The 22,953-nt window shown below is 49.4% G+C and carries 22 protein-coding genes; 3 read left to right on the forward strand and 19 right to left on the reverse strand.

Going from position 1 to position 22,953, the window contains the following annotated elements:
* Positions 1-47: 47 nt before the first annotated feature.
* From AC1XDK_RS20665 to AC1XDK_RS20715, 11 genes are all read right to left on the reverse strand, one after another.
* Positions 48-1,835, reverse strand: a complete 1,788-nt coding sequence (locus tag AC1XDK_RS20665) for a hypothetical protein (protein WP_483351866.1) — start codon at positions 1,833-1,835, stop codon at positions 48-50.
* 149 nt (positions 1,836-1,984) lie between these two features.
* Positions 1,985-2,398 (reverse strand): hypothetical protein, encoded by a 414-nt coding sequence (locus AC1XDK_RS20670; RefSeq protein ID WP_483351867.1) that lies wholly within the window; start codon positions 2,396-2,398, stop codon positions 1,985-1,987.
* Positions 2,399-3,039: 641 nt separating this feature from the next.
* Positions 3,040-3,981 (reverse strand): hypothetical protein, encoded by a 942-nt coding sequence (locus tag AC1XDK_RS20675; RefSeq protein WP_483351868.1) that lies wholly within the window; start codon positions 3,979-3,981, stop codon positions 3,040-3,042.
* 30 nt (positions 3,982-4,011) lie between these two features.
* Positions 4,012-4,287, reverse strand: a complete 276-nt coding sequence (locus AC1XDK_RS20680; RefSeq protein WP_483351869.1) for a hypothetical protein — start codon at positions 4,285-4,287, stop codon at positions 4,012-4,014.
* Between the two features lie 64 nt (positions 4,288-4,351).
* Positions 4,352-4,897, reverse strand: coding sequence for a hypothetical protein (locus tag AC1XDK_RS20685; RefSeq protein ID WP_483351870.1), 546 nt, complete (start codon positions 4,895-4,897; stop codon positions 4,352-4,354).
* A gap of 18 nt (positions 4,898-4,915) precedes the next feature.
* Positions 4,916-5,296, reverse strand: a complete 381-nt coding sequence (locus AC1XDK_RS20690) for a hypothetical protein (protein ID WP_483351871.1) — start codon at positions 5,294-5,296, stop codon at positions 4,916-4,918.
* Positions 5,297-5,760: 464 nt separating this feature from the next.
* Positions 5,761-7,413 carry an anti-CBASS protein Acb1 family protein gene (locus AC1XDK_RS20695; RefSeq protein ID WP_483351872.1) on the reverse strand — a complete coding sequence of 551 codons (1,653 nt, stop codon included), beginning with the start codon at positions 7,411-7,413 and terminating at the stop codon, positions 5,761-5,763.
* Between the two features lie 3 nt (positions 7,414-7,416).
* Positions 7,417-8,952 carry a hypothetical protein gene (locus AC1XDK_RS20700; RefSeq protein WP_483351873.1) on the reverse strand — a complete coding sequence of 512 codons (1,536 nt, stop codon included), beginning with the start codon at positions 8,950-8,952 and terminating at the stop codon, positions 7,417-7,419.
* 14 nt (positions 8,953-8,966) lie between these two features.
* Complete coding sequence (locus tag AC1XDK_RS20705; RefSeq protein WP_483351874.1) at positions 8,967-9,167, reverse strand: hypothetical protein; 201 nt, start codon at positions 9,165-9,167, stop codon at positions 8,967-8,969.
* A gap of 2 nt (positions 9,168-9,169) precedes the next feature.
* Positions 9,170-9,754 carry a 4'-phosphopantetheinyl transferase family protein gene (locus AC1XDK_RS20710; protein ID WP_483351875.1) on the reverse strand — a complete coding sequence of 195 codons (585 nt, stop codon included), beginning with the start codon at positions 9,752-9,754 and terminating at the stop codon, positions 9,170-9,172.
* 1,165 nt (positions 9,755-10,919) lie between these two features.
* Positions 10,920-11,918, reverse strand: a complete 999-nt coding sequence (locus AC1XDK_RS20715) for a winged helix-turn-helix transcriptional regulator (RefSeq protein WP_483351876.1) — start codon at positions 11,916-11,918, stop codon at positions 10,920-10,922.
* A 178-nt stretch (positions 11,919-12,096) separates the two neighbouring features.
* Here AC1XDK_RS20715 and AC1XDK_RS20720 point away from each other — a divergent pair, with 178 nt between their 5' ends.
* Complete coding sequence (locus AC1XDK_RS20720) at positions 12,097-12,492, forward strand: hypothetical protein (protein WP_483351877.1); 396 nt, start codon at positions 12,097-12,099, stop codon at positions 12,490-12,492.
* A gap of 1,238 nt (positions 12,493-13,730) precedes the next feature.
* Here AC1XDK_RS20720 and AC1XDK_RS20725 read toward each other — a convergent pair.
* From AC1XDK_RS20725 to AC1XDK_RS20735, 3 genes are all read right to left on the reverse strand, one after another.
* Positions 13,731-14,171, reverse strand: a complete 441-nt coding sequence (locus AC1XDK_RS20725; protein WP_483351878.1) for a hypothetical protein — start codon at positions 14,169-14,171, stop codon at positions 13,731-13,733.
* 2 nt (positions 14,172-14,173) lie between these two features.
* On the reverse strand, positions 14,174-16,921 hold the full coding sequence (locus tag AC1XDK_RS20730) for a hypothetical protein (RefSeq protein WP_483351879.1): 2,748 nt from the start codon (positions 16,919-16,921) through the stop codon (positions 14,174-14,176).
* 455 nt (positions 16,922-17,376) lie between these two features.
* The gene (locus AC1XDK_RS20735) at positions 17,377-17,799 is read right to left on the reverse strand and encodes a helix-turn-helix transcriptional regulator (RefSeq protein WP_483351880.1); all 423 of its coding nucleotides are present in this window, start codon (positions 17,797-17,799) and stop codon (positions 17,377-17,379) included.
* 644 nt (positions 17,800-18,443) lie between these two features.
* Between AC1XDK_RS20735 and AC1XDK_RS20740 the strand changes: the two genes are divergently transcribed.
* A complete protein-coding gene (locus AC1XDK_RS20740) occupies positions 18,444-18,710 on the forward strand; it encodes a hypothetical protein (RefSeq protein ID WP_483351881.1) in 267 nt (88 codons plus the stop codon).
* 142 nt (positions 18,711-18,852) lie between these two features.
* On the opposite strand, the gene AC1XDK_RS20745 is transcribed toward AC1XDK_RS20740, so the two are convergent.
* The 3 genes from AC1XDK_RS20745 to AC1XDK_RS20755 form a co-directional block, all read right to left on the reverse strand.
* Positions 18,853-19,602 carry a hypothetical protein gene (locus AC1XDK_RS20745; RefSeq protein WP_483351882.1) on the reverse strand — a complete coding sequence of 250 codons (750 nt, stop codon included), beginning with the start codon at positions 19,600-19,602 and terminating at the stop codon, positions 18,853-18,855.
* A 71-nt stretch (positions 19,603-19,673) separates the two neighbouring features.
* Entirely contained in the window at positions 19,674-20,057 is a 384-nt protein-coding gene (locus AC1XDK_RS20750) for a hypothetical protein (protein ID WP_483351883.1), read from the reverse strand.
* A 1-nt stretch (position 20,058) separates the two neighbouring features.
* Entirely contained in the window at positions 20,059-20,895 is an 837-nt protein-coding gene (locus AC1XDK_RS20755; RefSeq protein ID WP_483351884.1) for a ParA family protein, read from the reverse strand.
* 595 nt (positions 20,896-21,490) lie between these two features.
* Here AC1XDK_RS20755 and AC1XDK_RS20760 point away from each other — a divergent pair.
* A complete protein-coding gene (locus tag AC1XDK_RS20760) occupies positions 21,491-21,949 on the forward strand; it encodes an FxLYD domain-containing protein (protein ID WP_483351885.1) in 459 nt (152 codons plus the stop codon).
* A 133-nt stretch (positions 21,950-22,082) separates the two neighbouring features.
* On the opposite strand, the gene AC1XDK_RS20765 is transcribed toward AC1XDK_RS20760, so the two are convergent.
* Entirely contained in the window at positions 22,083-22,217 is a 135-nt protein-coding gene (locus AC1XDK_RS20765) for a hypothetical protein (RefSeq protein ID WP_483351886.1), read from the reverse strand.
* A 17-nt stretch (positions 22,218-22,234) separates the two neighbouring features.
* Positions 22,235-22,522 (reverse strand): hypothetical protein, encoded by a 288-nt coding sequence (locus AC1XDK_RS20770; RefSeq protein WP_483351887.1) that lies wholly within the window; start codon positions 22,520-22,522, stop codon positions 22,235-22,237.
* Positions 22,523-22,953: the final 431 nt, after the last annotated feature.

Here is a 22,953-nt window from a genome sequence, read left to right on the forward strand (position 1 = left end):
ACAGGGAAGAAATCACACGCACGCGATGTGCGGTGTTATACGTCTGTTTAATTGCTGGACTGTTCTTGATAGTCCTTCATCGTGCCCGTCGTCGCTGGGCCATCCGAAGAACTGTTGCCAGTCGTCGCTTGCTGGACAGGACGGGCTCCGAAGTCTGCACCAGCCGTATTGGTGCTGACAAGGTCAGCCGTCGTTTTGAGGGTACTGTCATCCATACCCCGAAGCTGTTCTTCAGAGTATTTGTCGGTATTCGACAGGATCGTATTGACCTTCATATCCCGTTCTTGCTGCTTCTCTTCCTTGTGATTAGCAGCGATTTCGGTGATACCACGGTCATCGAGGATTTGGTTGACCTTCGCCTCGACGTTCGCATTGACCTGTTCCGTAACCGACTCGGCAACACGGTCTGCGAGTTCGTCAGCGTTGGCGGCGACTTCGTCGTCGGCGACACCTTCGTCTTCAGTTTCGCCAGCAGTACCCTTGGCGTCTGGGAGGTCGCGATCAACCGCATCGCGAACGGATTCCTCGGAGTCGTCCGCATCAGACACCTCTTCTTCCGCTTCTTCCTCCTCACTCTCGGTTTCGGGCTCCTCGTCGGATTCGTCCTTGTCCTCATTCGCCGCGAGAGCGTCGAGATTGGCGAGCTGTTCCTCGCTCATCTCTTTGAGTTGTTCGACAGGCAGTCCAGTTGCGTTAGAAATGACTTCTAGATCGTATTCAGACATTGTTTGATCTGTAGAATTGGTTGATGACTCGTCTGCAACCTCCGAACGGTCTTCCGACCCTTCATCATCGCTTGCATCGTTCATCTCCGCGCACTCACAGCCAGTTTCGACAGATTCCGCATCGTCGAGGCTGTCATTACACGTGCATGGTTCATCGTCGGGAGATTCCGTCTCGGATGTATCTCCGACATTCGATTCGACATCTGAAGGGGACATCCCGATAGAATCCAGAAACTTCTGGAAGAGAGATTGTGGATCTTCGTTTACTTCATCGGGGTGTTGCTCTGATTCGGATGACTGCTCATCCAATTCGTCGACCTCCTCTGATTGGGCTGCATCATTGGCCTCTGTGGATTCATCGGCTTCTTCGGCTTCTTCAGACTTTTCAGCCTCTTCTGCCTCTTCGGAATCCTCGGTCACTTCGGCCTCTTCGTCATCGTTGTTATTCATATTGAGATAGACCTTTTCTGCTTCAAGCCCATCGTCACCATTGACACAGTACCCGCTGTAGACAGCCTGCGGACTTTCGTCTGTATTGACTGCCTTGAGGCCAGTTGTTCCAGTACCACAGCCATCCGCAACCGAGCATTTGCCTGGGCCGAGATCGTCCGGTAAGACTGCTAGGTGATCTGGCCGAAGGTTGACCTTGACTGAGTTTCGGAAATCTCCGTTGTAGACACCCGGTTCGCCGTCTTCAGCCCGATAGGCTGTTGAGACTTCCAGGGGCTCTCCTTGTTCGAGCATCTCGACAACTCGTTCCCCATAGGGGCCAAGTTGCCGGGCCCGATTGACGTCAACCCAAAGTTCTCCATCAAGAGAGTCCTTGTTTTGGGCGTATGTCACGTTGTAGAATTGGCCAACAACGGTGTTTTCGACGACTTCCGGGATGTTTGCCGAAATATACTCACCACGAGTGTTCGTCGGGTGGCCTATTGGTAGCGGAGTCCCGTTCCATTCTGGAACACTCTGTATCCATGATTGAGCAGGTACATACCCCCCATTCAGTTCCATCGCTTTTGCCGCGGTTACATCCGCGACCAGATACTCTCGCCCTTTGAATGTCTCACGGCGGACAGTATCCGAGTTTACCTCAACAGTATTGAGATTCATGTCGAGAAGATTTGAATGAGAGGCTTGTTTGGAGACGATACAGCTCTTCGATGGACGGTTTTTCGCTCATCTCAGATCATAATATGGAGAGCCCGTAGAAGCCTCCGTAGGGCCGGGCAACCCTACAATCATCGGCAAATAGTTCTGCGCTATACGATCGTTATTGTGCCATTCACAACCAGTGTACCATTCACTGTGTATTCTCCAGAGACCATCATTGCCTTGCCCTCTGGGACAGTGAGAACATCTCCCTCATCCACTGATTGTTCCACAAAGTTCCCCTGAGATTCAACTGTCTTTGCCTGGACACCCTCATCGATATTTAGGGACGCTGCGTTCAGGGCTTCGTAGGTTGCCGACGGATCTCGATTTGTCTCGTTGTAATCTACTTCGCCTGAAAGAGAGACAGTCCCCAGTTTTATTGAAGGAGCTGAAGGATCCGTATCAGATTCTTTTACGACGAATTTACCACCATCTCTCACCGAGTTATCTATCGTGAGATAGATATGGTTCTTAGTACCACTGATGAGATCTAGTGCTGGTTCCGCCGATTTTTGAACCACCTGAGTGCACTCCAATAGCGTGCGAGCAGCGTAATTCGGTCCTAAAGAATCGTTTGTATGATCACGTGTAGATAACTCAGGGATATAGATCCGAGCGACACCTTTTGAGATCGTGAGTGTGTCACTACTAGGGTCGGGTGTGAAACGAAGGCCATCTACTACGTAATTCGTAGAATTAGGCGAATGAACGAGTTGAGCAAGCTGAGCAGCATCATTGTAATCCGCGTTGCCATCAGATACGCCTGTTCCTTCGTCTTGTGGAGAGATATTGTCGACCATAGTAGTGTAAAGAAATTTCTATTCAAAACATCATAGAACATGAAAACAACAAGAGATGTGTGAAGATAGGAGGGACGCCGTCAGCCACAGAATCCCACTGTGCCTGGTGACCGGGATTTAGTTATCCTAAATCGTCGGTCAAATCCAATCAGTGAACAGAGATCCATCAACGGACCTGCTAATTCCCTCCTATATGCTTATCGAACTTTGAACTGAGTACCAGGCTGTGATTCGGCTGACGTGGCGAAATACAAGAAATCAACTCATATCTCGTCTCATGAAGCGATACAGACCCTCGCTGTTCGCAACGCGAAACAGGTCATCGGGATCTCTATCAGATATTTCAGTGGAAATGCGGTGTGTTATGAACCTGAATAAGCTGGAATTTGAGAGGGAGATACAGTGACAAAACACACGCATTCAGGATGGGTATCGAGTACTGGAAATGGTGCATCCCGGTTATAGATCTTCGAGACCTCTAATGGACGATTGGCCAAACTCGTACAATCAGTACATGAGGGATGGTGGTCTCTGGTTGTAACGTAGACCGTATCATATCCCGCACGTTCATACCGACGAAGTGCAGCATAATTCGCAGCAAGCACCGCTCTACAGTGGGTAGTTGCTGTTGCTCTCGTTATCCCAACTGCATCGATCCGATCGTTTAGTGCTTCGGAAAGCTCAGATGGATTGTCGATTCCATCGATTTGGTTGGATACTTCTCGTACCAAGTTTGCGTGAGTTGCTTGAACGAAGACATCGACGTCATGATAGGTCTCAAATTGAAGTCGGCGCAGACGTCGGCTATGAGCTTGGTCAGAGAGTATCTCGTGCGGTGATCGGTCAGAGACCCCCATCCTCTCTTTCCGAAGCTCAACACCAGCACGCATGTATCCTCGAAGATAGGCACGACGGATGAAATCTCCCGTGTAGTGCTTCCCTTTTCGGCGTGCTTGCTTTGAAACAGGTTTCAGAACGTGGTGTTCAAGTAATGAATGAAGCCAATCTGAAACAGATTCTAAAAGTTCGGCATTATCAGTAGCATCAAAGGATATGGGACGTCGAGAGTCAGTAGATCGGCTACCGAAGCCACGAGGATTCGATCCCCATCTCACCTTCCGACTTGTCTGTTCTAAGGCGTTGTTATCAACAATCGTCTCTGTAATGTCCTTTTGAACCCTGATCCAATGGTTTGTGAATTTATTGATGAGCTCGTTCCTTATCGAGCTGGTTCCGGTTGGATCATTATCAGAGAACGGTGAATCTTCATCAAATGATGCGTCCCGTCCTTCCTGTACTCTCATAGTCGTTTTGTATAAAAATAGGGGAGAGAACTACAGAGACGTTCGGTTTCGAGCCATATTGACAGCTTTGTCTACAATGGGAATTGCAATTCCCATTGCAGCGGCCAGAGACGCATCCGAGAAGTCATCCCCCATATAGAGGGCGATGAACCCGGCCACGGCCCCGATGAGAACAGTTTCGGTGAAGTTGACAGGGTCGAACCTCGTACTTGGGTTTTCTTTGACGTTTTTGAAGTAGCCAGCACTCGAATAAACAATACCACCGAGGATGTACGTGAGAGATCGAATAACAGCAGGACTAGTCATTGTTCTTAGAGAGAGTGATTAGAGGTGTTCCTTCATCAAACGGTGACACACAGGAACAGATCCGCTATTGTGTTTGAATCGGAGTCGGGTGTTTTGCAGAAGGCTTTTCTGATTTGTTTTTCGGATACACGGTGAAGTTATTCGACCGCACTTCGAATGTCCGAGTAACGTCTTCTGGAAGTTTGATCCGAATTTCCATCACCATGTAATAGTTTCCTGGTCGCAGATTCACCTCTGGCGGGAGAGGATACCGCATCCGTAGTGTGGCATTCCCCGATTCGAAGTAGGGTTTTCTCTCCCATTGAGCAACCGACCTTCGATCATTGTTTCGATAAATTCGATGAACTTCTACTGTTGTTTCTCCTTGAGACCCATAGTGTGCTGTTCTCGAAAACGTAGTATTTAGGGCGGGAGCCCCTTCGGTTGTATTCTCAACTTCAAAGTTATGTACCTCCATGAGTCTGTCCTGGGGCACATACGAGTAGTATACAAAGCTCAATCCAGATGAAAGAAGGATTAGAAGCAGAACACACACAGAAGCGAGAGCTATAAATCGAAGAGGGTGGAAATCGTCTAGTAACTCCTCCAGATCTGCCTTTGAATCAGACATAGATTGGTTTCCTCCATTTTACTTCTGGCCATCGTTGTTGTCGTTGGTATTCTTCCCAGAATTTCCTCCGAGCTGGCCTGAAGGAACCAGCGTGTTTTGGACTTCGAGGAGTGAACCCGCCGCCATTCCCGCAATGAGGTGAATATACAGAGGAGTCACATAGTCCACCCAATGCATCTCTCCCATTACCGAGATCGTCCAGATTGCTAGGATTGCTAACGCAGTTCCGTTCACAAGGTGCTTCTGACTGAATTCGGACTTGATGATGAAGAGTGTTAATCCGATTCCGAGAAGAAAGCCCAAAATGAATGTTCCAATTGGAAGCACTGCAGTATGGGTTTCCCGTACTGAAGCTTCCTGTAAGAGAAGGATATGAATATAAATTACAGCTCGTAGCATTCAGATGAAGATTGGTCATATTTATTTTGTATCTCTCTGTCCTGTTTTCCAGCATATTCCAGATTGGTTAATGCATTTTCGATACATTCTTGATAAAACGCAAAAAGCTCATATATTTTCGCAGAATCGGTTCTACACGCTCCTTGAAACAAGGGAGTCACACAAGCAGGAGCTGCAGACGCTCCTGTTTTTGATGGAAGACGTACCATAAATCAACTATCCGCCGTATACCGGGTTTTAAAATGTATTAATTATCGATATCGATTTCTCTAGTCGCAGATGGATTATCCGTCGCCACGGTCATATTCGATGTACCGCTATTTACAGAGGGACGCAGCGAACTAGAGACCTCAGAAAGAACTCGTGCCATTTCCTTATCAGAAAGATCCGATTTCGATACGATTTGTTGAATCTCGCGCTTAAAGTTTGATTTTGATCTCATTGATGATCTGAGTTAACCACTATTAACTTGTTGTGCGTCCTCTCATCCCAGTACGTGATCGGATATCATCGAACTGTTTCTGAGCCTCCACGTCCGATTCTGATTCTGGATCTGGTTCAGCGGGAGGAGACGATTGGCTATCTGTCTCAATCGCATCCGTATCGTACTCAAGACGTTCGTACAACGGTTCTCGAGGTGCCCCAAGTGCAATCGCTTCTTCGGCCGCTTTGGCAGCCTGTGCTTCGTTTTTGTTGACCGTACTCTGTTCTTCTTGGTCAAGTTCGAACAGCGATGGCCAATTAATTGAGTACTTTCCTTTGGATGCGGGAGTTACAATTCCGAACGAGACAAGACGGTCTATCAGCGGACGTAGAATAACCGGAGCGGCAAATTGATTTTGTCGCTCCATTATTTTACCAAACCACGTGTTTTGATCCATTGAGGATGCGAGCTCACCACGTTCAGATCCCATCAGTTTCCGCTTTGGAATCCCCGTGACTGCAGAGATCGCCTTGATGATCACATCGATGATGCCGCTTGGATCCACATTCTGACCGTCAACAACTTCCAGGTCCATATTCTCGCCATAGACGCTGGTCCGCATCCCATTCACCATCTCCCACATCTGATTATCAAACCGAGCAATGTCTTCAGGAGTCGTTCCCTGACCGTTAGCGCTCGCGAAGAACTTTCGGTCAGCGCTACTCCAGAACATTTCCGCAGATGCACCGATTACCTTCTCATAGTCCATCAGACGGTTGTAAATCGGCTCAAGAACAGGAGTGTGCTTTAGCTCGGAGGTCTCTGGACTTTCAACGATATGTATGACCCGAGAATGATGGACTTTCTTTTTTACAGTCTCCGGCTCACCACGATCTGCTGTTTCTTCTTGGAATTTGACAGTATAGGTTTCTGGATGGCCAGGCTCCTGTGTGAGAGGATCTGATTCATCGTCACTTTCTTCGTCATCATTCTTGTTTATTTCTGGGATTGGTGTCCCATCCAAAGAAAGGGCCCGTGAGTCGCCAGTATCTTTCAGATCCCATTCCTCAATATTTGTTTGAGAAATTGGGATTATGTATTGCAAATCAGATATGCTTGAGAGCTCTTCGACATTGACTGGCTGATCCATTTTGCGGCCATCCGCGAACCCGAGGAAAAGCAATCCATACTCCCCGATTCGAGAACGACGGTCTCCCCACTCACAGCAATGAAGCAGTCCACGATGAAGATGCTTCCCGTCAACTAGCTTCTGAATATCCTTTTCGAATTCTGTCGTGGGCGCGTCGTCTTCACCATCGGTATCAGTAATAACCGGGCGTTCTCGCCACGTTGTCTCGACAGGGGCACTTATGATTGCGCGTGCGATATCCTGGCGTCGGTATCGCTCTTCGAACGCATCCGCCGATATCGAACCGATATCTGGATACCCAAGCGTATCCCAAATTTGTCGCTCCCCATCGTGAGAAGATCCAACATCCTGTGCTGCCAACTTCCGGCGCGACCGCTTCACGGTGGATGACGCGTTTGAGAACATGTCTCCGATCTGCGCCGCTTCTTCGTCGGAGACATCTGGTGGTTGTTCGCCGTTCTGAGCCGCTTGTAACGTTAGAAACGCACGTCCCCGATCACTTGAAGAATGTTGAATATCTTGAGTAGAAGTGTCCTTATCCATAGTTCACCATGGGTCAATATCGTAAATACCGGCAGAATCACCGCCAACTGAATGCGGGTTCTCGATTGTAGCAGCCCACACAGTCATGGATGCAGCGTCGAGTCGGTCAGGAGATCGTTCCAACCGTTCTTTGACAGGGTCCTTTGAGGTTACTAAAACCGTATCTCCACCCCGCGTCCGCTTGTCATACTCCATCGATCGGGATGCTGCATACAGCTCGTCACGGATCTCTCCCGGAGGGACCATCCCTCCATCTCGGAGGAATTTCCCAAGGAGTGTGTAGGCTTCAGTTTTCTTATCAGCGTATTCTGCATCATCTGCCGGGACTTCGTTTGCTTTGAACCGGAATCCAGCCCGATACTGTCTGGATATTCCATGTGCTGGACCAGACCCTTCACCGATTGCGTCCATTGCGCAAATACCTAAGAGGTCACCTGATTCGATGGCATTCGCAATTAGAGCCTCGTTTTCCGAAGGGGACTGATATTGTTCGACTGCCCACTGCTCAAGGAGCTTTCCGCGGATCTGAAGGATAGCCGTTAAGTCACCTCCTTCATGACCAATGTCTACACCAATTCCTTGGCGGATTGGTGTAATTGCCGCCTTCTCTTCGTCTGAAAGGGCGTCGTATCGATCACATGCAGCTTTGACGTGATGATGGTAGATTGGCCGGCGAATCGCAGCGTTCGCAGGTGGAATGACTCCTGCTCGTTTTTTATACCAACGAGCGTCTAAATCGTCACGCTCTTCATGTGCATATCGGGCTGTTTCAAAACCCGGCCAATCTTCGTGGTTATAACTTTCCCAGTCTTCCTTGATTTTCGAGAGCTCGACAAGACCAGGGATTTTCTCACCCTCTATTTTTCCAGCATCGATAAGCGCATTATGGCTCTCAAAACTGGAGAATTGAACGAATTTGTACTTGCTCTCTGGTTGAGCAAGTTGATGAACGATGTTTGATTCGTCATCTGGAGGATTACAGATGACAACCATCCGATCATGTACGTCAGTGATACTGGATTCAGCTGAAGTAATATGATCTTTTGTGACGTCAGGTTTGTCGGCCTCTTCGACGATCACCAGCATGTTCGCACCGTGACGGCCCTCTAGGTTGCTCGGGTGTTTGGGCGCGATCGCTCGGAAGAACGAATCTGGATTGGGAAGGTCTTCTATGCGAGGTGGCGAACGTTTTGGAGTCCCTGGTAGCTCAAGCCGCTTATGCATCGACTCCATTGGTCGCCAGATGGTGTCTTCGAGAGTGTTGTAGGTCCCGGAGGTACAGAAAACGATTGCCTCCATCCGTGCCAGTAAAAATGCAAGGTTGAGAGCCGCCACAACGTACGATTTTCCGACACCGTTGCCCGACTGGATGAGGACGTATTTGTTCTGGGCAACTGCACGAAGAATCCGTTTCTGAGTCTCTGCAAGCCGAAGACCTAAGACCTTCTCAGCCAGAATAACAAACCGTTCTGGATTGTCTCGGTCGGCAAACTGCTTAAATGCCTCTTTTGTAAAGTTACCACTAGCAGACTCAGACATAGAAATACAGTAAATTAGGGGTCGTTATCGACGATATCTTCTAAAACAATCTTTATTGCACAGCCAGGGCAGAGATCTATCCTATCTCCTTGTAGGTGAGCAAAGTCTGCACCCTCTTCCGTATTTTCAATGAAGTAGTCAGGGACCTCTCCTTCGAATGCTTTTACCCCCCGCTTGTTCTTCTTACACCGATTGCAAAAGTACGCATACCCCATCGTTAGACCTCCTCGTCCGAATCGGTCTCCAATTCTTCCTGCGCTGCTCGCAGGTTGTCGTACCAGTCCTCGCCTTCACTGACCGCAACGTGATCAGTGGCGTCAACAAGGTTGAACTCACTGCAGAGTTGTCGATATTCTCGGAGGAACGATGGATCGCCACCTCGGTTGAATCGGATGAACGCCATTGCAGCTGCTTCCTGGACCATCTTCTTCGCGTCCTTCGACGTAGGATCCTGCGTCGACTCGATGAAGTCCTCGATTAGATCTTCTTCTTCCTCGGTGATTCGTTCACGAAGTGCAGCAGAATATGCGCCTCCCTTGTATGAGCCATTTTTCTCGCCTTCTGGCGCACCCCCACACCCACCGTGATTGCTACATCGTCCTTTCCCTACGTGATTCGTTCCTTTTCCAGCACGTTGGAGACAGTACTCATAGTCGTCTCGTTCGCGGCCATGTGGCGTTTCGGTCGTCTTGTCGCTTTTGTTCGCACCACAGATATGATAATCATTTTCTGGGTGAAGCGGACGGCCCTGCCCGTCTGTAGGGGCGTTCTCGTGGATGTCTTGGGAAGTATCGTTAGTCATTGAAAGAAAGTAGAGCTAATATCTGTGTTCGATCATCGCGGATGCCAATGCACGGACGAAGATCTTCTGATCCTCAAATCGAACATCTGGATCAGACTTCTGCTCACCAACTTCGTACAAAAGTGTGTCTCGGCAATGTTGGTGATCTATGCTCTCTTCGTAGTACAGATAGTCAAGAGCGTCTGAAAGATTTCGTGTGAATTCGATTGCCCTGGATTTTGTAATAGGCCGATCAATCGTCGTATGGTGGCATGCACCGCATGAACAAATCTGGCGAAGAGAATCACCATCCTTTGATTCGACTTCCCACTCCCCTCCTACTGGATCCCTTGGACTCCGTCGAGCAACTAACCCTTCTACCGTGTTATCTGTCGGGAATGCACGACCTATCGCGCACTCTGGGATCTCTTTTTTGAATAAAACGGGTTCCCCTTCCTCATCCGTGATAACAGTCGACGAATCCGCTTTCCGCGTCGGTGGATAAACAATTCGGATCTTCTTGTAACAGTTGGCGCACCAGCGATGGTCGTAGCGAATTTTCGAGAGTATGTCCTGAGCAATCTTGCGATACAGACATTCATACGAACAAAAGTCATGAGATGAAGGATGGTGTTCCCCCATCACGTCATCACAGTACGCGCAACGATCGGCGTTCCGATGACACCGTTCGGTACAAAATCGATCGGAATAGCCCGTCTCTAGAACATATGTTGAATCACATTCGAGACATTCTGACGTAAGGTCCGATGCATCCGAATCAGGGTCGATAGACGTTGCTGTGGACATAGTGAATGATGAAAACCAACCACTAATCTGCACGTTTCGACCCCCCACTAACCGCCGATGTGGAGATAGATCACACTGTTGAGCACACGTTTTGAAAGAAACGTGTTGGAACGAGTCCCTAGGGTCATCCGGCGTGTCGCCAGGGAGGGAGTCCTTATGACTCGGGGGCTAGCAGTGTGGTTGAGTTGCCCCTATATTATACCCCCACCCATATGAATGTTTCTCAAAAATACATGGTGAAAAAATCAAATAGAGCGACAAACAATCAGTCCTGACTGTTATTAGCCAACTAATGTCTCTTCTTGTCTGGTTTTCAAAAGTGAATGTGCAATAATTCAACTGGCAGAGATCTGGGTAGAACCCCGAAACGAGAGAGACCTCACAAAAACGAATCCCGATTCTCTAATGCAACCCGTGTTTCGCTGGTGAGACGGTTAATCTTCGACCGTCCCGATTTTTCTCGTTCAATCAACCCCTCTTCTTCCAGCCGGGTTAGATGATGATGGGTTGTACTGCGGTCCTGATGGACCTTCGATGCAATGTCCGATCCAGACAGCCCATCAGACTCATACAGACACTCAAGGACCTTCCGGGTAGACCGATCACTCAAAGCGGCTTCAAGGTCCTTATTGAGCTCGATATTCGGATACAGGCGGTGTTTCCCTTGGGAATTCTCCGATGTTATGAGATCCTCATTTTGCAATATCCGAGAGTGGTACCTGATCGTCGACCGAGTCCAATCCATCTCGTCGTCGAGCTTTGAAATATGGACGCCTGGCATTTCGCACACTTCTGAGTAGATCATACTCCGAGCCTCATTTTCTAACACTTCGTCGTTGTCGTCGTGATAAACAGCCAGGAACGTAAACCAGATATTATGCGTTTTATCGGTTATCCATTCACGGAGTTTGCGAATCATACGTCTGAATTTGGAGCTGATTTCAGGGGTGCTTCCAGACCCGGCCATACCCAAGTGAGATGTCAGACTGGCTAGAAGAGTAGCTAATCCAGCCAATATGTATTTTTTTGAATTGGCCATGAGCAACGCCTTCTGTTTCATCCCTTCTTTCGGCATACGACCACTTTTATTATCCATTGAACCAACAGTAGTCGAATTGCTCATCACTGAATTCTGAATATCAGTCCCGGATTGAGATACCTCAGGATTTGTGGTGCTTGATGAGAACGTTTGTTCACTGTCTTGTTCTCCGGAAGGGGAAGAAGAACTCGTTCTCTTCTCTATCTCTGATCCTTTGCTCCTAGTTTTTGAATTTTCGGCGGTGAATTTAGTGTCACTCTTCGGTGTTTGCGATTGGTCAGTTCTCTGATCAGAACTACCTTCTGACGAAGATACTTGTCCGCTATCAGATTGAGACACCCGATTAGATCCGCCTCCATTGGCTCTGGGATTTGGTGACTGTTCGGAGTCTAAAGAGGATGTAGATGCATATCCATCATCTTCACCAGAGGTACCTGATGGTGAACGGATATCCTCGGAAGAGCTAGATTCGGATCTACTCTCCGAGACCTGTTGTTCCGATGTATGTGGCTCGATAATGGTCTCCTCACTCAGATCCGATTGCTCCTGCGTTGTTGAGATAGCAGTGGTTCTCGATGGCGGAGAATCACCAGAACCAGTACTAGATCCATACAAGGTGGTTGTCTCTTCAGTAGTGGTCGATGAAGATGATCCCGACCTTGGATTTCGTGACGAAGTTGTCCTTGTTTCTTTGGTAGTTGTTTGTGAGATTGGCTCTGTCGTCGAAGTCGGATTTGTTGATATTTCTGTCGTTGGATTAGACGATATCGTTGCCGTGGTTCCCGACTGGGTCGCCGTAGTTACTGTTCCAAAATCCTCAATAGTCATAGTGGACGTTTCTGTCCTTGAAGTTGTTGTGCTCGTTGGAGGTGATGTATTCGTAGTCGTCCCAGTTGTTATTGTAGATGATTGAGTTTTTTCCGGCGTGGTTGTGGTTGTGACTGTTGAGATCTCGGTTGTCGTTGTGATGGTCGTCGCACTAGCCGTACTTGTCGGTAGTGATGTTTCTGTTGACGTACTCGTGGATGTTGGGGTCCGAGTAGTCGTCTTACCAGCACATATCCGCTTTGACGCATTAGCGTCCACCAAACCAGTATTTGCGGACGTGTTTGAGCGGATACACGCTCTAGAACTATTATTTGATTTGGTGATTTGTATAGCGCTTGTTTGAATATTATCTGTGGGATCTCGATCTTGAAATCCCCAATTCTGTTCAACCTCGGTTGGACCATTCATCGCACCAGTAGATGCTGGGATTGTGAACAGAACCAACAATACTGATGCCAGTATTTTCATTGCCTGTTCTGCGTTCATAGCAACCTTTCCATTTGCGGCGTTGTTTTGGATGGGCGATAATTGCCGATGTTCTCATCAACTATTGGTATATTTTCGTCTGTTTGAGATATTTCCTGTTCTCTTTTGGTTTACGCATAGATGATATTGTTTTAGGTTGAAAAAGTCACCGACTCGTGAATATATTATAGGGGTGAAGATATTGCTACAGTATTGTCTATTAAAAACACAACTGCTTCAAAAGAGATGGGTCATGGGCGCTGTAGGGGACGCCTGACCCGTGGCAGAGGCTGCAACGAAATGGGGTCTTGATGGTGTGCAATCGGACTTCGCTACCGAAGGTTCATAGTCCAACCCGCTATTTTTTGTCCTATTCGACTTCCCAGGACGCATTTACGCCGTTAATACGACAGTCCGATCAACATCTAGTCTTGTGGAGTCATCATAGTTAAGAGTTATAACCAGTCTATCCAACAATACTCGTATCTTTGAGTCACTAGTTGTGTGTCTCTAGCACACAATCAAGGTTATTAGTTACATACTCAGTCGCTCACTCATTCTCGGAGCCCCATTCGTCCAGATCATCTGGTGGGTCTGCGTCAAGTTCATTGAACCGAGTGTATATCTCGCGGAGGATGCCACTACGTCCGTTAAACTCACTCATCTCTATCTGGTAATACATTCGAAGCAGAGCCGGGTTGGTGATTCCTCGGATCCGTGCTTGAGCTAATAGCGGTGAAGAGGTTGTTTGAAAGCTCGGGCTATCACTAATAGAGAATGCGAGAAACCTCGCTGGATCCTCTCCGAAGTCTCCTTTGAGATGATCGTACCGCGGACGTTCGGGAAGATCACGTCGACTCACTCATCGATCCCTCGCTGCTGGCGTAGCTCAATCAAATCGATTACTCCATAGCCAAGCTCCTCGATCAACTCTTTCGCACGATCTTTTTCCCCGGCGTGAATGACCCACGTAGACCGTGTTGGGTTCCATTGTCGACCAGTGTCTTTCGGGAGCTCAAGGAGATCTTCTCTAGCATGGTATGGCGAATCCACCAGGACTTGGAGACCATTCTCCGTCGGACAGTAGCCAAGGAACACGATCGGGTCGGTGTTCGGTTCAACCCCAAGGACAGGAACATCATATTCGTCGACCTCTAGGTATGATGCCGACTGGTGGCCACAGAACGGGCACACGAAAACGCCGACTGATTCGATGTGTTCTGATTCGACATCACAGGTTCGACAAACGGGGTTGTTCGGGGCTTCTGGCGTCTTCTCTGACGGTGTTCTTCGACTCATGATTAATCAGCTCCTGCAGCGGACTGTGGTCGGCTGAGGCCCGCTTGCGTCGGGGGCTCTCCGAACCGGACTTTTGTTGGGCGATTCCTCACAGCACCGCACAGAGCGGTGATAATGGGGATCCATTGATCCATCTCGGGCCACGCATCAGCTAACGAATCACCTTCCCACTCCCCATAGAACGCCGCTCCAATGGGGTCGTTGGGGTCGGACACCCGGTCGGGTTTGAGTTCCATCGCAGCCTCATACAAGACGTCACGGGGGGTGGTGTGCTCGTCTGTAACCGATTCGGGCGCTCGGAGATCTTCGCCACGGTACGAGAGAGTGACCCGGTAGCGGTTATCGTCAGTGACCGTGATCAGGTCGAATGCCTGCAGTTCTTCACGGTGGTTCCGGAACGAACGCGTGCTGAACCCACTCCGGTCGGCTATCTCGGACTGAGTCAGTGCCTCATCTGCTTGGAGCAGGGTTTTGAGCGTTTTGCGCTTCGTTGGATTGAGATCCGGGAAGATCCGAGCAGAGGGTAGCGTGGACAGGACATACTTCACTTCGTCAAGCCGAACACGGCGGGTTTCGACTGGCCCCTCGGCTTCCAAGCGGTTGAGAGCTGTCGTTACGTCGTAGGGTGTCTTGCAGAACGCCGAGAGGACACGGAGTGCTTCGGTGGTCGGCACGAACCCACGTTCCGAGAGCATCCGTTTGGCGGCGTTCTGAACGCGTTCACGGCCCGTTGCAATCGTCTGGTATTCGACGGTAAACGATTGATATCCATCTTCGTCGGTCTGGAGGGGCAGGATTGGATCATCCTCGGAGATACTCTCCAATCGGTCATCGACGACGGGTTTGAGTTTCGAGATCCCTTTGCCGACGAGGACGTATTTCGCAGTCGCGGTACCTTTCGGATCGGCCTTATCGATCGTGGGGCCGTTTCCAATCGCCTCGCGCTTGTCTTTCCGTGGTTCACACAGCACACGGAACGCGTTGTACTCACCGTAGTGGGACGTCTGAATCATTCGGTAGGACAAGAACGTCAGGATGGAATTGACGCGGGCCGAGCGTCCGTGGTAGTCACGTCCGTATTCGGGGAAGGTAACCTCGTGGACGACTTCGATGTCCAGCAGGTCATACAGGTCCTCGGCGATCGTTAAGAGACCGTGTGCCAACTGCATGATCGACTGTCGAAGGTCTGACTGGGTTTTCTCCCGATTGATTTCTGCCGTCAGCTCGAGAAGGTTGTCTCGTGCGATCTCCAGCGCGTCGAGGTAGTCCTGTGCTGACATCCCCGACTTGAGATAACCGAGTTGACGGAGTTGACGGAGCGCCCAGGTATTACCGTTGAGAAGCGCACCGAATTCGGCGTTTCCAGCCCCGCCGAGGGCGTCAGCGGTCAATACTTTCTGAAACGCATGGTCACTCAACAACGCACGAACATCGCACACCATACCCGACAGGGGTCCGTGCCATTCGAAACTCGAAATGGCGGTTTCACGGCTAGGATCGTAACTAAACCATGGAATTCGTCCATCTTCATCTCCGTCACGTGTCTTTCGACGGTTGATTGGTTGTTCGATAAACGAGACACCGCCGTTTTCGGGGGCACTGGCCGTGATTGCGTGGTGGCGTGCCCAAGAAGGGAGGTAGTCCACACCGACTTGACCTTTCCAGTTCGGCTGGCGGCCTGCGGTGGCGGCCTCCTGGTGCGGGGATTGCCCCTCCCCCTCCTCCGTGATTGCGTCGGAACACACTGCATCGGCTAAACGGTTTTCCGGTGCCGATTCCGCTCCGGAAGAGAACTGACTCAACTCCGTTTTTCGACCGTTACGGGCCTTGAGAGTCGAAAGTACATCTTCACCGACTGGGAGGATGATCTCTCGCTTGCTTCCCTTTGGACCAACACTAAGAACGCAGTTTACGTTCCGAAGTTCTCGCAACCAGCCACGGATCGAGTTATCCGACGACCCCAGTCGGACATCCTGATACAGGTCGTGACGGGTGATCTCCCCACCTGCGTCGTCAATGACGCGGAGAACGTCCCACGCACGAGCACCAACGGGGATTTCGTCCAGTGCCGCTTCCGTCTCTTCTACATCAGCCTCTCCCCCCACCTCTTCTACAAGGTGTGCGATGGTGGATTTGAGAACGGTACTCGAAAACTCGTCATAGTGATCACGGACGAAAGTGAGCAAGTCACCAGCGTTACCGACAACAGTGACATCACAGCCTTCCGCCGCAAGCTGGACCACACTGATCCATCGCGCACGTGTCTCGCGTGCAGGCATCGATTCTTTCTCACCGACAAACGCGGTCGGCAATTCGATAGTAACGGTCGGCTGGATATCAACCAGATCGAAGACAGCCAATGGGCCTCCGTAGATGTCATCAAAGGGCGAACGCAATCCGAGAGAGTCCTGACCGGTCCCTATTTCCGAAAGCATCGGCAGGAGATTTGTCCAGAGGACGTCTTTGTCGGATAGCGAATCGATGATTGTCGCAGGGAACCGTCCATCAAGCGCGTCAATTTCGTTCGCGTCGAAGACCATTGCGAGGGCATCGATCGCTCCGACGTTCTGGGACAGTTCTTCGATTGATTGTTTGAACGGTTTGACCAAGCTCGACTGGTAGGCCTTCTCCGAGTTGAAGAGGGCGTCCATATCGAACAGTGTCTTGTGAAGTTCCTTCCCCTGGTGAGGGGTGTCGGTAATTGTGACGTCCGAAAATTCGTCGGTTTCAGTCGTGAACTGGAGACTCACGCGCGGACACCTCCAGTGGAACCGAAGGGGCCGTCGTTAATCTCCGAAGGAACTATACCCTTGTATGCGGAATGATTATTTGCTCTCATATTTGTTCTAGGCGCTTTCGCGCCTGGTTTTGGGATGAGAGCACCGAGCCGGATGCGACAACATCCGGTTCCTTCTGAAGGAAGTGATGCTCTCTTAGTTTCTACTAACGGAAACCACCCACAAATAGGTATTGGTGTACTGTTGTCTGTAGTGTATTGAACGGTGTTCCAGAGATAACCAATCGATGTTCTATCCAGTAATCGGCCTCCCCGAATAAAGAGGGGAACCAAACGATTGAGAAACACTCGCTCGTAGTGATCTACCATCTTGATAGATTCAGTCGAGCAAATTGACCGGATACTGGAGCAGAGGTACCAAGCGAGACGCAGAGGGATCCCTATCTGAATCCATAAATCGATCCCTCACTAATCTGCCCTCATCGGCGATCGCGACGAATTGGACGTCTGGCTACCAGCCGTTCTCATCTCATCAGAGAACTCGTCCTCGATTGTTTCGATATCAGAATTTTCGAGTCCGAGGCACGCAAGATCTCGCTTGGCTTTGTACCACAGAAGTTCTAAACCTCGTTCTGTGATTTCGTATGCATTTGATCGCCGATCTGGAACGTTGTAGTGCTTCTCCACGCAGCCCACCTCCACGAGGTCATCTAGGCAGGGGTAGACCCGACCGGTGGACGCATTGGCGTATCCAAAATCAGAAATTGCTGTGAGAACGTCGTTCCCGATAATAGGCGACTCTGATTCCGACGAGAGTTGCGCGAGGACACGCAAAACATCCCATTCGAATTCATTGAGATCCCCGATGAGGTCCTGCTTGTCGGAGCTCATCGGCAGACCTCCGTAGAGGATGATTGTTGGCGTATTTGTGTGTTTCGCTGAGCGACACTCTGAAAGACGGGACTTTTATAAGATTTGCTGTTATATCCGTACATGGGTGAACCTGGTCTTGATGGTTAGTACTAGAGCACACCCAACCCACGCCCGAGGGTAGGGCCTCGGGCATCCTACATGGGCAACACATTACGACTAGTGGTAATGCTTGGGTTGCGCTCCCTATCAATACCATACAACTCTTCAGTAATAAAACCACTCTTTCATCCGTTGCAACTATCAAATAACATATACAGGATTAGATGAATGTGTCAACTCTTCTAATGTGCTATAACGAGTGGTTTCAGGGTTGATAGTGCTGATATTGTGTTCATACCGTTGGTGATGTTTCTATAGAACACATCTATTTTTAATAAGAACTCACAAGAAATAAAATGTTGAAACAACTCTGAAGATGTTTCTCTTTATTATCATTAGCAGATTAACTGATGGTGTCTGGGAGTAACTCCTGAAAAAACCCCATATACCTGTGGATAATACCGTGATTCTGTTCTATTATGAATTAAATTCTGAGGAGGTGACATACCATCAAACGTTCAATCTCCGGTACCGTTAAGATAAATGGAAATAAACTCCGTGCCATGCATCGTGATATCGAATGGATGGTTCCAGCAGACCGCTATATATTGGAACATCTCCAACGTGCAGGAAGACAAACACCCTCTTGTATTGCGATGAATATCGGATATGGATCACACCATGTTGGAGTTCGTTGTCGTGAAGAATTACTTGAGTATGAATTAGTAGAAAAGTACGAGGCTGTTTCTGGCGCATATGAAATCACTGAAAAAGGACGCGAACTTTTGGATGGCTCTCTCGATCCAGAAGAGATTGAATCATCTGGGTAACCGTTTCTATTTTGTGAGAAGAATAGAGGCCAGGCGGAGCCATTCTCCCTACAGGATCTATAAGCTCCACTTCTACCTATGCATTGCAAGTGAATAAAACTTGTCAAAAACTACTCAATTGGTGAATTTAATCAGTTGATGACTATTCGGGGAAGAAGACAATCAACCCCTCACCAGAGCACCTTCCTGGAATAGTAACGCGCCCACGCGATTTGAGCCCATCTCGATTGTGAATGACTCCATCGAAGTAGGTCAACAGATGAGCAATCTCGTCTTCGATATTCATCCACTCGTCATCTCCCAGTAACTCCGATGCGAGATCCTCTATAGTAAACTCCCCTCGATCCTCGAACGACTGAATGTATAATACGAGCTCAGAAACCTTTTGCTTGGAAACAACCGAACACACGATCTCATCGGTTGCACCCTCGACTGCTTCGGGGTCATCCCTGGAGACTGCGTTTGCAAGATCATCAAGATCACTGTAATGAACAGCCCCGGATTCGACTAGGTCCTGGGAACGAATACGATCTGCTTTCCGTTCAAGCATTGCTGCTAGCTCGTCATCTGTGAAGAGCGTAGTAGCCGGTTCTTCCCAGGTTGTCGGGACAAAGACGGTGACACCCTGTTCACCACCACGACTAGACCCGACTTCTACTCGAGACTGATCTGCTTCATACTCCGTACTAACAGTATGTGGGAGCTTGCGCGAGAGAGATCCTAACTGGTTCGCCAGCGTAACACGGTCTATCTCCCCGTCTCGGATATCCGTTGCAGCTTCTTGGAGCGCTTCAGCTATTGCTGTCGGTGAGATGGTTTCTTCGGTCATAGTTTCGAGGCGGTTCTGTTCATCGCTGGTCTCCGTTTCAGGAGCCGTCATCATCTGTGGCATGGTTCTAAATCCGTCCTACCACAGACAATGCCCCAACGTATATTAAAAGTTGCGATTATTAACGAATTCTACTACGAATCTTTGACCAGCTCCCGACGAACGGCTTCAACCTCCTCCGAAGACGGAACCAACCCTTTCTCTTCCAACCGCTCTGCCAACAGCGTGTTTATCATCTGGTTCTGGCTAAGATTGGTTAGAGACTGATCTTGTGCCTTCCTGATCCCTGCAACGATCTCTGGTTCTGACCGAAGGGTAATCCGTTTCCGAACACTGGATTCATCCTCCTGTGTACTATTCGTGGTTGGTTCTGCAACACTCTCTGATCGTGTTTCTTCCGTCGTGTTTTCTGATGCCTCGGAGGATTCTGTCGTCGAGCTCGAATCTGTTTCCTCCTCTGCTTCTGGATCTGGTTCCGGTTCTTCCTGCGTGATCTGGAATCGGTTATTGTCTACCATTTTAGTTCCCTCCGTCTTCGACCATGTCCGCAATTTCATCCAACCGTGGGATCATATCGTTCTCGGGATCAAACTTCGAGAGCGGTTTACCGTCACGGTATGCTCGTCGGAACGCCACCCGGTCTCGAAGCCCCATCCCCGGTGATTTATCGAATTCCGACATCCGTCCAAACGATGGGAGTTTCTCTTCATACGGCGAATCTTCGATGTCCTTGATAATCCGTTTCTCTTCATTATCGCCTGTCGTCCGGTTTGGAACGATCGAAACGATGTCTAGATCCTCGACTTGCTGGATCGGAACAATTTGTTGTTCCATCATCCGTTCAAATCCACCAACAGACGCCTCGCTCATCTGGAGTGGGATAATCACGTTCAGAGCACCAAACAGTGCTGCATCGGAAAGTGGTCCCAAGTTGGGGGGTGCATCGATGATCACGTAATCGTAGACATCCCCAAGGAGGGGGTCAATCACCTTGTTCCCCACGAGCGTGTGTCCGACAGTGTGATTTGCAACGTGTGTCCCCACGTCGTCGAGCTCGCGATTCGATGGGAGGACGTCGAAACCCCACTCGGACGGGACGATCACATCCGAGGGTGTCGCGTCACCTTTCAGTACGTGACCGATGTGGGTCTCATCGACGTAGTGGTCGCTTAGACCGATTCCCTCTGTTGCATTCCCCTGTTGATCGAGATCGATCAGGAGGACTTCATGCCCTCGATCGGCTAATCGGTCGGCAACGTTGATCGCGATGGTTGTCTTTCCAACTCCGCCCTTCTGTAGTGAAACGCTCACTGCTCGTGGTTCTGGTTCTGTCATGGTATTCCTGGCCGACGCCATTGTGGTGTCATAGTGGTGTCGTGGTGGTTTCTGACCGTTACCACAGTGGCGTCAATCCGACGATTACATTATCTGAGTTGGATATTATAAATGTTCTCCTGTTTAACCATTCGTGATATCTGTTCTGAAATTTCTAATGCCACGTTAGACCGACGTCTTTTCAACCTTCACAGTACCTGTTGGTATCGTCCGTTGATCCCGAAGTGATAGTAGGGGGAGGAACAACCGCCGTGCCGGAGTGGAAATCCGGGGTCAACCGAGGGTTGGCAAACAGCGGGTTCGAATCCCGCCCACGGCTTTCTGTATCTCCCGTTCCAAAAGATATTTGGGCTTTTCGCGTGTACTAGAGAATTGCGATACCACTCGTAGTCGATGGCAACTAGACCATTTGTTGTCCGCTACTCCGGATGTGGAAAAGGGCTTCACATCCGTTTCCGAGGGGTAGTGTTAGAGCACTAACCTTCCTCATTCACACCACATAAATCTCGCCAGATGAGTCTCTGCACTCGTGTTTTGCAGATTGGTATGTAGACAATGCGCACAGTCAGCACTGCAGATACGAATAAGTTAATAAGTCTGAATTATTACTATACGTGTGAAAAACCAACGATTTTCGCGTCGAGAAGTTGCTGGCAGTCTCGGTCTTCTATTTACAGGAGGGTTCTCCGCGCTCGCTGGGTGTTCCGGAAGTGACTCTAATGAAAAGATTGGCCCAGTGTATGAGTCTGATAGTAGCGGGTCCTCATCTGATGAAGATGGGACAGAGATCACGCTCTTCGACGGGAATACTCTGGGACTTTATTGGGCGGATCTCACGAAAGAGGACGGTATTATTGCGATTCGAGGAAAGCTCCTAAACAACCAGCCATACACACTGGACAACGTGCGAATTGAAGCACAGTTTCTCAATGCCGATGACGAAGTTCTTGATCAGAGCTTAGCGGTCGTACAGAATCTCGGGGGTAAGCAAGTGTGGAAATTCGAGGTGCCGTATCCAGGTTCTCGCCATGATGAAATTGCTTCGGGACTGATCACGAATATCGTGAGTTATTGACAGATCTCATCCGGACCACAAATCCTATACTGATGAACCTCTTAGTTTCTACTGTCGAGCGAGGTTGCTCGGCGTCCGAAATACAAAAGAAATGCAGGATGGTCGGGGTGAGTGGTTGTGTGGAACCGAACACTCACTCCGACTCCCGTTTTGCTAACCACAATCCAGCAGCGACGAGTATCCAGCCAGCTGCGTTCTGACTGGCGACAATCGTGCCACCGGTCGTGATCAACGCCACGGGGATTCCAGAGTGGATATCTCGTGGCATCTGCATGTCCACATCTCTCAGTGGACACTCTTTGATTCTGGCCCTTTGTGCATAAAAAACGCGATGTTGACGTTGCTAAACAGTGAACAGGTGATAGTCTCTGAGAGATAGATTCTCTGCCCTTCAAACGAGGGCATAAATTCGAGGAATTCAACCCCGTGCTTTTCGCACCAGGGTTCCCAACCACGTCCTGACAAATCCATCGTCATTGCATCCTCGATGGCATTCTCAAATGTTTCCTCGTCCCAGCCTCCAGCGGCGTACTTCTCCTTCGCCGCTCGAATCGCATCCTCTTCGTTTGTCACAGATCTACCTCCCCCAGCGCTTTGTACATCTCACTGTTCTCCTGAACGTCCGTCTCCATTCGGCATTGGATACAATCGTCGTTGCTTCCAAACAGTTCGTCACACTTCGGGCACGGTTCTTTGAGATATTTGGTCATTGTGGTTGGCCAACTTGACCTGCACGCTTGTCACACCACCAACAGACATAGTACCCTTTCCTCCCGAGATCACGGTACTCTGTCTTCAGACGACCGCACTCGTCACATGGTTCTAACTGTGTATGCTTCTTCAAGTTGTTCTTGATGTACCGATGCCCGTCATCGGTGTATTCGTACTCTGTTCCCACACACTCGTAGCAGTCGCATTGACCGTGGATCATGGATTCAAAGAGAGCTGGCGTATTTAGAGACATATGGTGGATTGAAAGCCAGAGCTGGTGAGTTGATTTCAAA

The organism is Haladaptatus sp. HS23 (assembly GCF_056892285.1).

Excerpts from the sequence above, each read along its gene's own strand:
- AC1XDK_RS20665 (WP_483351866.1), bottom strand. The coding sequence starts at position 1,835 with ATGAATCTCAATACTGTTGAGGTAAACTCGGATACTGTCCGCCGTGAG.
- AC1XDK_RS20675 (WP_483351868.1), bottom strand. The coding sequence starts at position 3,981 with ATGAGAGTACAGGAAGGACGGGACGCATCATTTGATGAAGATTCACCG.
- AC1XDK_RS20680 (WP_483351869.1), bottom strand. The coding sequence starts at position 4,287 with ATGACTAGTCCTGCTGTTATTCGATCTCTCACGTACATCCTCGGTGGT.
- AC1XDK_RS20685 (WP_483351870.1), bottom strand. The coding sequence starts at position 4,897 with ATGTCTGATTCAAAGGCAGATCTGGAGGAGTTACTAGACGATTTCCAC.
- AC1XDK_RS20690 (WP_483351871.1), bottom strand. The coding sequence starts at position 5,296 with ATGCTACGAGCTGTAATTTATATTCATATCCTTCTCTTACAGGAAGCT.
- AC1XDK_RS20695 (WP_483351872.1), bottom strand. The coding sequence starts at position 7,413 with ATGGATAAGGACACTTCTACTCAAGATATTCAACATTCTTCAAGTGAT.
- AC1XDK_RS20700 (WP_483351873.1), bottom strand. The coding sequence starts at position 8,952 with ATGTCTGAGTCTGCTAGTGGTAACTTTACAAAAGAGGCATTTAAGCAG.
- AC1XDK_RS20705 (WP_483351874.1), bottom strand. The coding sequence starts at position 9,167 with ATGGGGTATGCGTACTTTTGCAATCGGTGTAAGAAGAACAAGCGGGGG.
- AC1XDK_RS20710 (WP_483351875.1), bottom strand. The coding sequence starts at position 9,754 with ATGACTAACGATACTTCCCAAGACATCCACGAGAACGCCCCTACAGAC.
- AC1XDK_RS20720 (WP_483351877.1), top strand. The coding sequence starts at position 12,097 with ATGGTCTCCTCACTCAGATCCGATTGCTCCTGCGTTGTTGAGATAGCA.
- AC1XDK_RS20725 (WP_483351878.1), bottom strand. The coding sequence starts at position 14,171 with ATGAGTCGAAGAACACCGTCAGAGAAGACGCCAGAAGCCCCGAACAAC.
- AC1XDK_RS20735 (WP_483351880.1), bottom strand. The coding sequence starts at position 17,799 with ATGAGCTCCGACAAGCAGGACCTCATCGGGGATCTCAATGAATTCGAA.
- AC1XDK_RS20740 (WP_483351881.1), top strand. The coding sequence starts at position 18,444 with ATGCATCGTGATATCGAATGGATGGTTCCAGCAGACCGCTATATATTG.
- AC1XDK_RS20745 (WP_483351882.1), bottom strand. The coding sequence starts at position 19,602 with ATGCCACAGATGATGACGGCTCCTGAAACGGAGACCAGCGATGAACAG.
- AC1XDK_RS20750 (WP_483351883.1), bottom strand. The coding sequence starts at position 20,057 with ATGGTAGACAATAACCGATTCCAGATCACGCAGGAAGAACCGGAACCA.
- AC1XDK_RS20755 (WP_483351884.1), bottom strand. The coding sequence starts at position 20,895 with ATGGCGTCGGCCAGGAATACCATGACAGAACCAGAACCACGAGCAGTG.
- AC1XDK_RS20765 (WP_483351886.1), bottom strand. The coding sequence starts at position 22,217 with ATGCCACGAGATATCCACTCTGGAATCCCCGTGGCGTTGATCACGACC.